This is a genomic window from Mesorhizobium sp. M1027 (assembly GCF_040318745.1).
Lineage (GTDB): Bacteria > Pseudomonadota > Alphaproteobacteria > Rhizobiales > Rhizobiaceae > Mesorhizobium.
In genome coordinates, this window is the sequence record NZ_JAMYMW010000005.1 from 126631 (window position 1) to 140896 (window position 14266).

General features: G+C 64.9%; 10 protein-coding genes and 3 pseudogenes. 3 read left to right on the forward strand and 10 right to left on the reverse strand.

Translation table 11 applies throughout. The features are described from left to right. Window positions 1-57: 57 nt before the first annotated feature. From NKH50_RS11555 to NKH50_RS11600, 10 genes and pseudogenes are all read right to left on the reverse strand, one after another. Window positions 58-959, reverse strand: a pseudogene (locus tag NKH50_RS11555) (terpene synthase family protein). Continuing rightward, window positions 956-2506: a hypothetical protein gene (locus NKH50_RS11560; protein ID WP_352878781.1), complete on the reverse strand. Its 1551-nt coding sequence runs from the start codon at window positions 2504-2506 to the stop codon at window positions 956-958. The pseudogene NKH50_RS11555 and the gene NKH50_RS11560 overlap by 4 nt, the downstream one beginning before the upstream one ends. Window positions 2507-2653: 147 nt before the next feature. Beyond that, window positions 2654-3646 carry a polyprenyl synthetase family protein gene (locus NKH50_RS11565; RefSeq protein ID WP_352879117.1) on the reverse strand — a complete coding sequence of 331 codons (993 nt, stop codon included), beginning with the start codon at window positions 3644-3646 and terminating at the stop codon, window positions 2654-2656. Between the two features lie 154 nt (window positions 3647-3800). Next, complete coding sequence (locus tag NKH50_RS11570) at window positions 3801-5144, reverse strand: cytochrome P450 (protein ID WP_352879119.1); 1344 nt, start codon at window positions 5142-5144, stop codon at window positions 3801-3803. Beyond that, on the reverse strand, window positions 5144-5986 hold the full coding sequence (locus NKH50_RS11575; protein WP_352798338.1) for an SDR family oxidoreductase: 843 nt from the start codon (window positions 5984-5986) through the stop codon (window positions 5144-5146). The genes NKH50_RS11570 and NKH50_RS11575 overlap by 1 nt, the downstream gene beginning before the upstream one ends. Window positions 5987-6154: 168 nt before the next feature. Continuing rightward, window positions 6155-6298: pseudogene (locus NKH50_RS11580) on the reverse strand (ferredoxin); the annotation flags it as partial. Next, window positions 6282-7571 (reverse strand): cytochrome P450, encoded by a 1290-nt coding sequence (locus NKH50_RS11585; protein WP_352798315.1) that lies wholly within the window; start codon window positions 7569-7571, stop codon window positions 6282-6284. The pseudogene NKH50_RS11580 and the gene NKH50_RS11585, both read right to left, overlap by 17 nt. A gap of 94 nt (window positions 7572-7665) precedes the next feature. Further along, window positions 7666-8868, reverse strand: coding sequence for a cytochrome P450 (locus tag NKH50_RS11590; protein WP_352878784.1), 1203 nt, complete (start codon window positions 8866-8868; stop codon window positions 7666-7668). A gap of 153 nt (window positions 8869-9021) precedes the next feature. Beyond that, window positions 9022-9214, reverse strand: a pseudogene (gene nifH / locus NKH50_RS11595) (nitrogenase reductase); the annotation flags it as partial. A 432-nt stretch (window positions 9215-9646) separates the two neighbouring features. Then, on the reverse strand, window positions 9647-9811 hold the full coding sequence (locus NKH50_RS11600; RefSeq protein ID WP_352798312.1) for a hypothetical protein: 165 nt from the start codon (window positions 9809-9811) through the stop codon (window positions 9647-9649). A 732-nt stretch (window positions 9812-10543) separates the two neighbouring features. Here NKH50_RS11600 and NKH50_RS11605 point away from each other — a divergent pair. The 3 genes from NKH50_RS11605 (at window position 10544) to NKH50_RS11615 (ending at window position 13859) form a co-directional block, all read left to right on the forward strand. Beyond that, a complete protein-coding gene (locus tag NKH50_RS11605) occupies window positions 10544-11077 on the forward strand; it encodes a peroxiredoxin (RefSeq protein ID WP_352466644.1) in 534 nt (177 codons plus the stop codon). A 70-nt stretch (window positions 11078-11147) separates the two neighbouring features. Beyond that, the gene (gene rpoN, locus NKH50_RS11610) at window positions 11148-12584 is read left to right on the forward strand and encodes an RNA polymerase factor sigma-54 (RefSeq protein WP_352878787.1); all 1437 of its coding nucleotides are present in this window, start codon (window positions 11148-11150) and stop codon (window positions 12582-12584) included. 57 nt (window positions 12585-12641) lie between these two features. After that, window positions 12642-13859 (forward strand): MFS transporter, encoded by a 1218-nt coding sequence (locus NKH50_RS11615; protein ID WP_352878790.1) that lies wholly within the window; start codon window positions 12642-12644, stop codon window positions 13857-13859. Window positions 13860-14266 lie beyond the last annotated feature (407 nt).

Genomic DNA, 14266 nt, shown 5'->3' on the forward strand with positions numbered 1-14266 from the left:
GGCGTTGCGTCGGATCGGACCGACGGCAGCGCGCGCACGCCGCCGCCTCCCGCGCGTTCAGGCCGGCGCACGCTGGCCTCCCCCCCAGCGTCGCTGCGGTAGCGGCTGTTCGAGGTCTGGTAGTACTGCGCGCGGATGGCCGCCATGGCCTCGATCAACGGTCCCCACGGCGCGGGAAAGCGTTCTTCCGCCATCACCCGGTGCAGCATGCGCGTATGGCCGGCCAGCTCGTCGTTGAGGAACTCCACCACAGGCATAGCCGGATAGCGCTGCAGCAGCAGGATCGCCGCGTTGTCGGCCTCGCCGGCCGACCTGTCCTTGTCGCGGCCATGCAGATCGTTCTGCAGGCGCCCTATCGCGGAGATGAGCCGCAGGACCTGGCGAAACGCCGGACGCGCGCGCAAGGTCGCCATGTTCAGCCCCCACAGCAACGACAGGCAACAGAACACGTTCGTGTAGGCGACCGAATCGATACCGTTGTGCAGGTACTCGGCGTAGGACCAGCGTTCCGCCCCTGCCGCCTGCGCGTGTCCGGCGCGCAGCGCCGCGCAGTAGCACCGGGTATCGTCGAGAAGATGAGCATAGTCGCGACGATCGTAGGCGAGCGCGGCCAGCGAAGCGCGCAGCACAGCGCAGCCCTCGAATCCGGGGAGCGCGCACGGCACGCCCTGCCCCAGCGCCTGCTCCACCGCGACGAGCTGCTCCGGCGCGATCAGGCCAAGGTCGTTGCAATCGTCGAGCCAGAACAGCAGCGACAGTTCGCGATAGAACGCCACGATCAGCGTTTCGTCCTGCGGATCGCGGCCGGTGCGGGCGCTGGTGTCGCGCAGGCTCGGGTGGATGCGCTGCAGGATGTACTGGCCGCCCCTGACCGCTTCCACAGCATGCTCGTCGGCGAACCCGGTCAGGGAACGCCCCCACTCCAGCACCTGCTGCAGCGCGCGTTCGTTCTGGATCATGGCGCCGCTCCTGCTCCCTCGGCCAGGACGCGCCGCCCCCAGCAAAGCGCCAGCCACAACCCGGCGAGTTCGGCCACGCGCACCACCCGGGTGGGGCAATACAGTTCCTTGCCGATCCACAGCGGCGTCTGCGGCAATGCATGCGCCGCATGGCGGGCGAGCATCCACTCCAGCGCACGCCCCACCGCCTGCGCGATGCACCGGCGCCCTGTCGGCTCTTCGCTCCCGTCCAACACGTGCAACGCGAACAGCGCATAGGCGGTTTCCTCGAATGTGGACGCGCGACCGGCGCCCCAGCCGCCGTCGCCGCGCTGCGCCTGCAGCAGTGCCGCCAGCGCGCGCTCGTCGCGCCACTGGGGCTTGCCTTGCGCCAGCGCAGCGACCGCATGCGCGGTGGGATACAGCCACGAAACGTGCCATTTTTCGTTGTCCCATAGACCGTGCGGGTTGCGATTGGCCTCGACGTAGGCGCTGGTGCCGGCGGCGGGCTTTCCCAACATTCGCAACGCATACAGGGCGTGGATGTTGGTCGACACCGAGGCATTGCGCTCGCCGGGGAAGGTGACAAACAGCTCGCCGATTTCGAAATGGCGCAACGCATCGACCGCCGGGTCGCGGCCTGCAAGGCGCAGGACACACAACGCAACGGCGGTGTCGTCCGCATCGGCCGCGAAGTGCAAGGCCGGGCCCAGACCGCGCACGCCAAGGCGGGTGTCGAGCTCTGCGACGATCACTTGCACCGCCTCGGCGAGCGCGGGATGCGCGAACAGCCCAGCCAGATGCAGGGTGTACAGCGACCAGCATGGCTCGAACACATTGATCGGCCAGACGTTGGGAACGACACCTTCGATGCCGCTGCGCGTCGCCCGCGATGCCGCCTGCAGATACGCGTCGGCGCGCCCGACCTGCGGCGTGCTCCCCTGTGCCACGGCGTGCGCACGCCACGCGGCGGTGGCCGCCGGACTGATGCCGATGCTGCCGTCGTCATCCGGGCATGCGGTGGTCGGCGACGTCCCCCAGGCTTCCCAGGAGTGCAGCAACGGATGGCCGCTCGGCAACGTCGCCACCGCCCCCAGCTTGACCAGGCGCGCTTGCCGCAACGGCAACAGCGCCGGGTGGCGCGGAAACGCCACGCCGCCCTGCAAGGATGCGGCCTCGCCGCACAACTGCGGCAGGATCAGCTCCGCGCCGATCGGCGCGTCTTCCGGCACCGCATGCGCGTAGGGATCGGGCTGGCGCTCGAGGAACCGGGTTGCAGCCTGGACTGCGTCGGCAGCGCCGGGAAGAGGGTCGGCACGCTGCAAAGCCAGCAACGCCGCCCACGTGGGCGCATGGCGGAACAGCGGGAAGTCCGCGCTTCCCCATCCGCCATCGGCCTGTTGCTGCGCGATGAGCCACGCGTATGCGTCCTGCCGACCGGTGACGTTGCCGTGGAACTGCAGAGCTCGCGCCGTGTCGTAGACGGACGGACCGACGCTGCCGCCGTCGCTCATCTCGCTCAGCAGGTGGCGCAATTCGGAAAGGATCTGTTCGGACAGCGCGTTCACGCGGGATGTTCCTTCTGCAGAGGGCTAACGAGAACCAGGATCGGGCAGACGCCGCGCACGTCGCCGCCGGTTCGGACACAGTGCAGCATGCACCGCCCGCCGGCCGATCGCAGCAGCACAGGGGCGAGTCCATGCGGACGGGCGCGCTCATGCGTATGGCGCGAACAGATACACGTTGGCCCGCTGCAGCATCTGCGCCAACCGTTCCGCACGCGGCCCCAGCGGGACGATGGCCTCCCCGGCGTCGCGCAACAAATCCAGCGCGAACTGGCGCGCTGCCTGCAGCCCCATGATCGACGCGCAGGTCGGCTTCTGCGCCGCCGCGTCCTTACCCGGGGTCTTGCCCAGCGTCGCGGTATCCGCTGTGGCGTCGAGAATGTCGTCGATCACCTGCAACGCCAGCCCGAAACAGGCGGTGTACCGATCAAGCGCACAGTAAAGCGCAGCGTGCGCGGCATCCTCCGCGATGGAGCATAGCGCGCCCATGCGAACGGACGCGCGCACTAGAGCTCCGCTCTTCATCCGGTGCATCGCCACGATCCTGTCCAGCTCGGCGTGCTTTCCGACCAGCGACAGATCCATGGCCTGCCCGCCTGCGGCACCCTCGGCGGACACGGCCTGCGCCAGTTCGCGCACGAGCGCGATACGGTTGTCGCCCGGCGCATCCAGGCTCGCCAGGGTCAGGAAGGCGTGCGCCTGCAGCGCATCGCCGACCAGGATCGCAGTGGCTTCGCCGAACTTGACGTGCACGGTCGGAAGGCCGCGGCGAAGCACGTCGTCGTCCATCGCGGGCAGGTCGTCGTGGACCAGGGTACAGGCGTGCATCATCTCGATGGCGGCGCCGACGTCGTCGAGCATGTGCGCCGGCGTGTCGGCCAGTGCGCCGGCAGCCAGACAGAGCAAGGCGCGGGTGCGCTTCCCGCCATGCAAGGTGGCGTAGCGCATCGCCGCCATCAGCTCGGTCTCACCGTCGTCTTCGGCGCAGAGAAGACGCGCCAGCGCCTGTTCGACCCGCTTTGCGCCGTCCTGCATCCAGATCTCCGGCAGCAGCCTGCCGGATGCGCCGCGCGCCTGCGCGCCCAATCCGCCGAGCGCGGAAACGCCAGTTCGGTCGTCGTGTAGCGTGGAACCGGTCTGCATGTTCTTCATGTCCTTGTACCTGACACGAGATGGCCACAGCGAGCGCCAAGCCGCAGCGGTGTTGCCGGCGTCGCACCGAGCGCGTGCGCTGAGTGCAGCAATGCCGCGCCTCGCCGGCGCCGCTGCCTCGCCACACGGGGCATGCGATGCCAGCTCATGAGAAGCCTATGCGGATTGCCATGGACGGATGTGCGGTCGGGTAATACCGCCGGCCTTTTTCGACGCCGCTCAGCAACCGCGGCCGCACCCCGGCCTTGTGCATGATCAGCGCCAAGGCGATGCAGAACTGCACCATTTCCAGCCATACGAGGTGATAGCCGATGCAGACGTGTGGGCCGGTACCGAACTGCAGCATGTCCACCGGCCGGATCGGCTCCGTGCGTTGCAGCCACCGCGCCAGGCGGAACTGATCAGGCGCCTCGTGCAGCAGCGCCGAGGTCGAGAAATGCAGCAGCGGGATGCACAGATGGGTGCCCGCGGGAATGCGCCGTTGGCCGAGTTGCAATTCCTGCAGCGCGCGACGAGGCAGGAGCGTGGTCGCCGGATGCAGGCGCAGCGTCTCGCGGAACAGCGCCTCGGCGACCGGACACTGCGCCAGGTCCGCGTGCCGGGTCGGCACCGCGCCCACGCGTTGCGCCTCCTCGACCAGGGCGTCCCACAGCACAGGCTGCCGCGCCAGCTCGATCACCATCCAGGCCATCGTCGAGGCAGTGGTGTCGTGACCGGCAAGCAGCAGCAAGCGGATATTGGCGACCAGGACGTCATCGGAGAGCCCATCGTCGCTGCGGTCGAAGACGCTCACCATGTCGTTGATCAACCCGGTGCGCGCAGCATGCGCGCGCGCGTCGCGGACGAACTGGCGCAACTGCGCGTCGATCCAGTCGCGGGCGGCGCGGCCGCGCCGCAACGGCAGTCCGGGCAGGTCGACCGGGGGCGCGACGATCAACTGCAGCAGTTGCCGGTACTTGCGATGCCATCCCGGCAGGTCCTGCGCGGGGATTCCCATGAGGCTGAAGATGAGCTTGAGCATCAGGTCGCCGGTTTCGCGCAGGATGGTTGCCTCGCCGCGGTCGCGCCAGGCCTGCACCCGCGCCCGGATGACGGGCGCGAACAGGTCGCCGATGCCGGCTTGGGTCAGCCCCTTGGGCAGGAACGCCGCCTTGATCGCATCGCGCGCCTGCCGGTGCGCGCCGCCGTCCTGGGCAACCAACGTTCCGCCAAGCAATTCGGGCGCGATCTCTTCGATCAGCGCCGAGGACACGTCCTTGTGCCGGAGCAGTGCGAACGCATCCGGATGCACGCAGGTCATCAGGTGTCCGGCAGGGCCGAAATCCAGCCAGAAGTGGCTGCCCAGCGTCCGTTCTGCGCGCTGGAGCAGGCGCGGCAGGTCGCAGACAATGGCGGGGAGATGCCCGACCAGGGGGAAAGCGCCAGGCATGACCGGGATGTCGCATCGCAGCCGGTGCCGACGGTTGAGCGGGTTGAGCAGCATGTCGATCAGCAGCGCGCCGCCGCCGCCGATTCGGTGTCGCCGGCAGGGCGCGCGGCGCAGCTGTTGCCACCGTCGGCGTATGTCGGCACATGCGCCAGCATGCCGCCATCGATGCACACGACCTGGCCGGTGATGAACGCAGCATCGTCGGAGAGCAGGAACGCCACGAGCGCGGCCACGTCCTCGGGGCGGCCGACGCGCTGCAGGAGCTGGTGACGGCGCAGATGCCGTTGCATGCACTCGTCCAGCTTGGCGAGGAGACGCTCGGTCATGACGAGACCCGGCGCAACGGCGTTGCAGCGGATCTGCGCATGACCGTATTGGGTGGCGAGCGAAGCCGAGAGCATGTTCATCGCCGCCTTCGACGCGGCGTAGGACGTCTGCGCGGTGTCACCGCTGAGTCCCTGGCACGACGACATGTTGACGATCGCGCCACCGCCGCGGGCGATCATCCGTGGGATGGCCTGCCGGCAGCAGAGCAGGGTGCCGCGCAGATTGGTCGCCATGGTCTGATCCCAGACCGTTAGGTCCAGGTCGAGGATCGCGCGGTCGCGCGGGGTCAGATGCATGGCGCTCGCATTGTTCACCAGCAGGTCGACCCCCCCGAAGTGCCGCTCCGCCGTCTCGAACAGCGCTGCCACCGCCTGCTCATCGGCGATATCCATGCCTATGGGCAGCGCGTGGCCTGCTTCGGCCGCGATCTGCGCGGTGCAGGCGATGGCCGCCGAGCCATCAATGTCGGCCACCACCACTCTGCCGCCCCCGCGCGCGATGGCGAGAGCGCATGCCTTGCCGATGCCGGCGCCAGCGCCGGTCACCACGGCCACCTTGCCTTCAAACCGTCCCATCGTGTCTCCTGAATTGTATTGGTCTTTCGCAGCATGCCGCTCGGCCTCCGCCGGAGAAGGCGCAGGGTCGGCGCTGGCGCGCTCGTCATGGCCAGCGTCGCTTTCGATGACCCGAATGGCGGCGACCGGGCACTGGTTGGCCGCAAGCCGCACGGCGGCGTGCAGCGCCTGCGGGACCGTCGCCACGCACACTTCGGCCACGCCGTCCGGTTCGCGCTGGCGAAAGGTGCCCGGCAGCGTCAGCACGCACTGCCCGGTAGTTCCGCACAGATCCTGATCGACCAGGACGCGCATCTCAGCCCCCCTGCCCATGCAGCCGCACCGGCAGCGCGCGGAACGTCCTAAGGAACGCGGAGGGCTCCCGGGTCGGCTGCTCGGCCAATGCCAGCGTGGGGAAGCGCGCCTGGATCCGCGGCAGGCTCTCGGCCAACTGCACTCGGGCCAGTTGCGCACCCAGGCAGAAGTGGATGCCGTGGCCGAAGGTCAGCATGATCTTCCCGTCGATCGACATGCCAGGACTGGTGCCGTAGAACCGCACGGGATCGAAGCGGTCGGGATCGGCGAAGGCGTCCGGGTCGCGATTGCCGGCCGCGATCAGCACGCGCACGTCCGCGTTCTTCGGGATCACCACGCCGCCCAGTTCGATGTCGCGCTGGGCGATACGCGGAATGGAGCTGAACATGGCGGGCGCGTCGTAGCGCAGGGCTTCTTCGACGAATGCCTTCACCCCCACGGCATCTCCCTTCAGCCAGTGCCGCTGTTCGGGATACGCCAGCATCGCCAGGACCGCATGGCCGATGGCCGCGGCAGTGGTGGCGAAGCCGCCCAGCAGCATGCCCCAGAGCATGCTGATCAATTCCGCATCCGACAGCATGTCGGCATCGTCGTCGTGTGCGCCGACCAGCATTGACACGATGTCGTGGCGGGGATCGGTGCGCTTGCGCTGTATGAGGTCGCCGAAGTAGGCCTGCACCCTGGCGCTGGCCGCGTCCGCCGCGGCGAGCTGGGGATCGCTGGCGTGCGGGCTCAGGCCTTCCAGAATGGCGCTGATGCCGGCGACGAGCCCGAACGTGTCGTCCTGGGGCATGCCGAACAGTTCGCCGAAAACCAGCATGGGCAAGGCCAGCGCGAATTCCTGATGCAGGTCCACCGCCTCCCCGCGCTCCAGCGCAGGCGCCATGCCGTCCAGGCGCGCTGCGACAATGCGAGCGATGGTCGGCCTCAGGTTGTCGATCTGGCCGATGGTGAAATCGCGCGAGATCAGCCGGCGCAGACGCGTATGCGTCGGTGATTCCTTCATCGCTAGCGTGGAGGCCAGCAGCTTGAGTGACAGGCTGGTCGCCGCACGCGGGAAATAGCGCGCCAGTTCGCCCGGCGCCGGTCCTCGAAAAGCATCGCCCGTGGCCTTGAGCGCCCAGTAGATGTCGGCGTGGCGGCTCAACAGAAAGAGGCCCGACGCCGCGCGATGCACCGGATCGTGCTCGCGCAACCACCGCATGAATGGATACGGATCGTGGATGCACGCTGGCGACGCCAGTTCGGCGAAGGCGTCCCGGCATGCTGCCGTGGTTTCTTGCACGTCCATCTTGGTTACCTGTTGGCTGGCTGATCTGACCGGCGCGCGCCAGGAGCGCCGGCAAATTGCGGAGAAGATCGCGATTCCCGGCGGCGTCCGCGCATCACCAGAGCACCGGGAACTCCTCGAACCCGCCAGTGATGATCTCCTTGCGCAACTTCAGTTCTTCGGGCGCCACGGCCAGGCGCAGCGCGGGAAAGCGCTGGAAGATCGAACCGAACACCACCTTGAGTTCCAGCCTGGCCAGCGCCGCGCCGATGCAGTAGTGCGGCCCGTAGGAGAACGCCAGGTGCGGGTTTTCGTCGCGTCCGATGTCGAAGATTTCCGGGTCGTCGAAATGGCGCGCATCGAACGACGTCGCCGGCAGGCCGACAAGCACCTTGCTCTCCGCAGGAATTTCCACGCCCGCGATGGTCACGTCGGTACTCGGATAGCGCATGATGCCGTCCCAGCCCGCGCCCGGCGGGTACATGCGCAGGATTTCCTCCACCGCCTTGTCCACCAGGGATGGATCGCCGACCAGGCGTTCGCGCTGTTGCGGATGGCGGAACATGGCCAGCAGGCCGAATTCGATCTGCGCGACGGTGCTCTCGTGCCCCGCCACCAGCATGCCCGTCGCCAGGCCGATCGCCTCTTCCTCGGTCGCCTTGCCCTGGTCGACCGCCGCGAGCAGATCCGTCAGCAGGTTGTCGCCAGGATCCTGGCGCTTGTCCCGCATCTTGCCGCGAATGTAGGCGCGCAGTTCTTCCCAGGCCAAGCGCGACGCGCTGCGCGGGCCGCTTTCATGCTGGTGCGTCATCACCTCGTCGGACAGCCCGGCGAAAAAGGCGTGATCCTCGTAGAGCACGCCCATCAGCGCGCTGATGACCATGGCCGGAAGTGGAAAGGAGAGGTGGCGCCGCAGGTCGGCGGGCTGGGGCTGGGCCGCCAGTGTCTCGAACAACTGCGCGGCGATCACCTCGACCTGCTGCGCGAGCAGCTTCACCCTGCGGTTGCTGAAGGCCGGCGCCACGATCGTGCGTAACCGGGCATGCTCGCCCCCCTCGTGCGAGACCAACCACCCCGGCGATCCGAGAATCACCGAATCCGGGGTGAATGTCGCCGGCGGCATTCCCGAGGGCCGGAACGCCGCGTCGGACAGCACCGCCTTGGCTTCATCGTAGCCTGTCACCCACCAGCCTTCGTGCCCGGACGGGAAGCGCACGCGGTGGATCGGACCGTTGGCGCGTTGCGCCAACATCTCGGGCGAGGGCTCGATGTGATCGACGCGCCACATCGGCAGCGTCGGCAAGGGTTGTTCGGACATGGTGGCACTTGATCTCTAAGCGATGGAAGGGCGGGAGGTGACCGGCAGGCGCTGCGGGCAGCGAATGGCTTAGGAAGGCATGTAGACGACGTCCTCCGCAGCGTAGCCCGATTCGATTATCAAGGTCGGCCAACGTGTAACTGCCTAGGCATACCGCGCGGCGAGATGCAGAACGTCATCCTGCGCCTTCGAGTTCAGGATAAGGCGAGTGTGGCGGGCCTTTGAGTCGCAGCCGGCCATCAAGATTTCCTGCGCAAGGGTCGACAAGGGCGGCGAGCCTGTTTGGTAGGGGGCGGTTTCGCCGAGGCCCCTTCCCATAGAAGGCTATCTGATGCGGATTTGACATTTTGCTTTTCTTTCTTCGTTCCATCGATCGCGGTGCCATTCACGAAATGAAGGTCGGTCGGCGGCTCCCGGCCCGCAACGAAGGAGCTTCAAAACTCGTGCCAATTTGGCCGGCCCAGCAGAAGAAAAAAATTGTGATTGCTTTTCATTGGGTTAGCCTGAGGCCAGACAAGAGCTCGGCGAAATAGGCCGGTGCCGCGGGCCAACAAAGGCGACAGAACAGTGTCGGATAGTACGCCTCGGCGACCTTTCGGTCGGGCTTGCGACATTCTGGTCCAGTTTCGAACATAAGAGGGTGGCAAACAGACACGATTGGGGAATTCGATCCTCACGGAGTCAGGCGCTTGCCGAAGCGCGCGCTCATGGTTGCTGCGACAGGCGCATGTTCGCGAAAGCCGAGCCTGCGCACGCAAGAACACGTTTGCGGCAGACGCTACGAAATCGCTGCAGTGCCCGCCGGTGTGAGGTAGGGCATCGGCTCGGCTTTCGGTTCGTCTTGGTCCAGCCGGTGCGGAAGCGCCGCATATCCGCACCATACAGCACCCTTGTCGAGCGTGCTGACGAGGCGGTTATAGGGCGCGCCCGGTCTTGAAGACACGGTCCTCCCAAGAAAAAGGATCGCTCCAAAAGCATCTCTATTTGAAATGGCACGCCGCTTGCTGCTCCTGGTCAGAGCCCATCAAAACACGATGAAAGCGACTTGCGCCATGCCCGACACGCGAAGCTCTAGACCGTGGCCTGAGGAGACGGTGCCTGTTCCCGCTGAACATCGGTACATCATCTCCTCCGGAGGTCCCTCCTCGGCAGCCGCTTTGCGCACGGCTGGTCCGATGGCGGCACGCCAACACATGGCGCTCGCGCAATTGCCGTCTACCGGTTCTGATCAGCATGTGAGTGCCCAACAGCCCCATCAAAGAGCCACCGAAGCCAAGGTCGTGTCACTGGCAAACTTCGACAATACGCCGAACCAGCTCAGTAACGCGGGTCTCTTGCGTGAAGTCACATTTGAGGCCTCCACACGCGTTCGATATTGGCTACTTCGGGCCCGCTATCACTTTGTCCCGGGCACGAGCGCGAGGGATGGATGCCGCTTCCGGCGCCATAGCCGTGGAAAGATTGCCCCAGCGGCTCGACAGCCTCCACTTGCTCAGATCGATGGCGTTCGGGTGACGAAGACCAGCAGCCAAGACGTTCCCCTACATCGGGATGGAAAAAGGAGGGTGCGAGCCGCGAGGGCCTCAATTCATGCCCGGCATACGAGCCTTTGCTCGGTATTGCGCCAGCCTCTGCCAGAATCCGGCGCGCCAGTTTTTTCCTGAGGAGCAAGTTGATGACCGTTCAAAAGAAGGTTCCCTTCGTCACCTTTCTCACGCGTGTTCGCGATGAGTCAGTCCAGGGCCCAAATCCATATCGCTGGGAAGAAAAGACATCTGACGACTACTTTGCCGGCAAGCGCGTCATCCTGTTCTCGCTGCCTGGCGCCTTCACTCCGACCTGCTCGACCTACCAACTGCCCAATTTCGAAGAGCTCTATGATGAGTTTGAGAAGGAGGGAATTGACGCGATTTACTGCGTCTCCGTCAACGATGCCTTCGTCATGAATGCGTGGGGGAAGTCCTTGGGCCTGCAGAAGGTCGAGCTCATCCCCGATGGCTCAGGCGAGTTCACACGCAAGATGGGCATGCTGGTCGCAAAGGACAATCTCGGCTTCGGGATGCGCTCCTGGCGCTACGCCGCCCTGATCAACAATGGCGTGGTGGAGCAGTGGTTCGAGGAGGAAGGTTTCTCCGACAACTGCGAGGCCGACCCCTATGGCGTCTCATCTCCGCAAAACGTTCTCGAAACGCTGAAAGCCGCCGCATGACCTAGAAAACGTCTCACTGGTGCCATTGCCCGCCCCAAGAGGCTCCCTCGACAGGATTATCGCGCTCACCATGCAATCCTCAGCAAGCCTGCTTCAGCGCCAGAAGCAATCCATGGTCGCATCGCCTCAACTCATTGAGTCGATTCGCTTGCTGCAACTGGCGCATACTGAACTGCATCAGTTCGTGGAGCGGGAAATCGAGAAGAACCCGCTCTTGGAATCTGCATCAAGCGATGGCGGGCCTTTTGGCGATGTTTCGATTTCGGGAGCGGATCAGCCTGTCGGCCCTGGCGCAAACGCCGTTGAAGGACCGCCCGGGGCAGGGTCGCCTGAACGGCTCGGGCAATGGAAATCACTCGGCAACACGACCAACAACCCGCCGGGCAATGGCCCTTCCCTCGACGAGTTTGCCACCCTCGCCGAAACATTGCACGACCATGTCGCTCGTCAGATCGCCCTCACTGCGTTCACACCACAGGAGCGGCTGATCGCTGGCCAGCTTGCCGCCGATCTGGAAGATACTGGCTATCTTCGGGCAAACCTTTTGGAGCTGGCCGAGAGCCTGAATGTCCATGAGGCTGTTGTGGAACGGGTTCTCGGAACCTTGCAGCAGTTTGATCCACCGGGAGTTTTTGCGCGAAGTCTCAGAGAATGCCTCGAGATTCAGTTGCGCCAGCGAAATCGGCTCGACCCGGCAATGGCATCCTTGGTTGCCAATCTTGAAATGCTTGCGCGACGCGATTTTGAGGCACTGAAGCAGCATTGCGGCGTCGATGAAGAAGACCTTCTCGACATGATGCATGAGATTCGGGCGCTCGATCCCAAGCCTGGGAACCGATTCCAATCCGGTGCGTCTGAATCAATCATACCCGACGTCTGGGTCACGCCCTCGCCGCAAGGCGGGTGGCAGATCGAACTTGATCCTGCCACGCTGCCAAAGCTGCTGATCAACCAAAGCTACTATGCCGAAGTCTCGCGTCAAACTCCCCAAAATTCGAAAGATAAAGCATTTCTCGACGAATGCTTGCAAAACGCGACCTGGCTAATCCGCAGCCTCGATCAGCGCGCCAAGACCATTGTTAAGGTTGCGGCTGAAATCGTGCGTCAGCAGGATGCCTTTTTGGAACATGGCGTCGCCCACCTGCGGCCTCTCAATCTCAGAACCGTCGCTGACGCGATCGGCGTGCACGAGTCGACGGTAAGCCGGGTGACCTCGAACAAGTACATGCTTACCCCGCGCGGAGTCTTTGAACTGAAGTATTTTTTCACCGTCGCGATCGCGTCCTGCCAAGGCGGCGATGCGCACTCCGCCGAAGCTGTCCGGCATCGGATCAAAGCGATCATTGCCGCAGAATCTCCCGGCGACGTGCTTTCCGATGAGGACATCGCTGTCCGGCTGAAGGAAACCGGCATCGATGTTGCGCGCCGCACCGTCACAAAATATCGCGAAGCAATGAACATCCCCTCCTCCGTGCAACGCCGCCGGGAAATGCGCTTGTGTTTTTAGATTTGGGTCAAGGCGGCCAACATCACGTTGCATTGCATCACAGTGGAGACTTCGTTCATGACCCAATCCGCAGCAGGCGTCATGGCCGCTGTTCTGCACGACCCAGAAAAGCCCGTCCCACCGTCTGGTCCCGCATGGGGTGCGGTCATTTCGCTTTCCTTGGGCACCTTCGGGCTGGTCACGGCAGAGTTTCTGCCTGTCAGCCTGCTCACGCCCCTCGCGCATGATCTCGGTATCAGCGAGGGAGCGGCTGGACAGGCGATGACGGCGACAGCTATCGTCGGGGCGATCTCGGCGCCGACGGTGGCCATCATCACAAAGCGCCTGGACCGCAGGACCGTCATGTGGACCATGACGCTGCTGCTGATCCTGTCGGACGTTCTGGCGGCCGGCGCGTGGTCGCTGGCGGTTCTCCTGACTGCACGCGTTGTGCTCGGCATAGCGCTCGGCGGCTTCTGGTCGATGTCGGCAGCACTGGCGATGCGGCTCGTTCCAAGCCACCTCCTGCCGCGCGCCATGTCGGTCATCCTCACCGGCGTTTCCGTGGCTACCGTTTGCGCAGCTCCAATTGGCGCTTATGTGGGCGATATCTGGGGATGGCGAAGCGCGTTCATGCTCGCCGCAGCCGGCGGCGCCGCTACACTGCTGGTGCAACTCATAACCATTCCGAGGCTGCCTCCGATTGGAGTGGCTAGCGTCCGCAGCCTGCTGGATGTGGCTAAGATTCCGATGGTCAAAGTTGCGCTTTTGGTCGTCCTGTTGGTCGCTTCCGGCCACTTCGCCGGAATCACTTATATCCGCGCCTTCCTTGAGAAGATTCCCGCGCTGGACGTCGAGACGATCTCGCTTGTGTTGCTTGCTTTTGGCATCGGCGGATTCTTCGGCAATTTGGCCGGCGGGCTTCTGGCCGAGTACAGTCTCAAGGCAGTCGCGGCCCTTGCACCGCTGCTCATAGCGATAGCCGCTGTTTCGCTGCTGACGGTGGGAGCATCGGCCTTCGCCTCGGCGATTGCGGTTGCCGGGTGGGGCTTTGCTTTCGGCGCCGTGCCGGTGGGATTACAGACGTGGATGGTGCGGCGGGCCGTTCCGGAGCAGGCCGAAAGCGCCGGTGTACTGATGGTCGTAGCATTCCAAGTGGCAATCGCAGCCGGCGCGATTTTCGGCGGACTATTGGTGGACAATGCCGGGATTACCAGTGCCATTGCCTACAGTGCTGTTGCCACGTTCCTCGCTGCCCTCATAGTGTTCCTGCTCGGCCCGAAGCGCGAAACCTAGACCGTCTGACAGAAGAGTCCTCAGCAGCGCAGCTCACTTTCCTGGCGGTTCGGATTACTTTCAGGGCGCGGCAAGCGGATTTCGACCTTGCCGGATTTGAGCAGGCGGTCGAGCAGATTGCCGGGACTTGCCAGACGGACCCGCCTTGAACGGATCTGCCGGAGCGCCTTCGCGCAGCGATGTCCGTCCCGCCTACTTCAGCATCGTGGCGGGAGAGAAAAAGTTCGGTCTTAGCCTGCGAGAAGCTGAGGAGCGTGCAGAGCAAGAGCGGATAGGAAAAACAGCGCCAAGAACGGTTGACACAACTCAACTAACAGCGCCTCCAAAACCTGCGGACCAGTGGCGAACTACTACGTCAAGCTGCAGACATTCGCGCGCTTCTTGAGCGCGTCCGTCGCGCGATCAAT

Excerpts from the sequence above, each read along its gene's own strand:
- NKH50_RS11565 (WP_352879117.1), bottom strand. The coding sequence starts at position 3,646 with ATGCAGACCGGTTCCACGCTACACGACGACCGAACTGGCGTTTCCGCG.
- NKH50_RS11575 (WP_352798338.1), bottom strand. The coding sequence starts at position 5,986 with ATGGGACGGTTTGAAGGCAAGGTGGCCGTGGTGACCGGCGCTGGCGCC.
- NKH50_RS11585 (WP_352798315.1), bottom strand. The coding sequence starts at position 7,571 with ATGGACGTGCAAGAAACCACGGCAGCATGCCGGGACGCCTTCGCCGAA.
- NKH50_RS11590 (WP_352878784.1), bottom strand. The coding sequence starts at position 8,868 with ATGTCCGAACAACCCTTGCCGACGCTGCCGATGTGGCGCGTCGATCAC.
- NKH50_RS11605 (WP_352466644.1), top strand. The coding sequence starts at position 10,544 with ATGACCGTTCAAAAGAAGGTTCCCTTCGTCACCTTTCTCACGCGTGTT.
- rpoN (WP_352878787.1), top strand. The coding sequence starts at position 11,148 with ATGCAATCCTCAGCAAGCCTGCTTCAGCGCCAGAAGCAATCCATGGTC.
- NKH50_RS11615 (WP_352878790.1), top strand. The coding sequence starts at position 12,642 with ATGACCCAATCCGCAGCAGGCGTCATGGCCGCTGTTCTGCACGACCCA.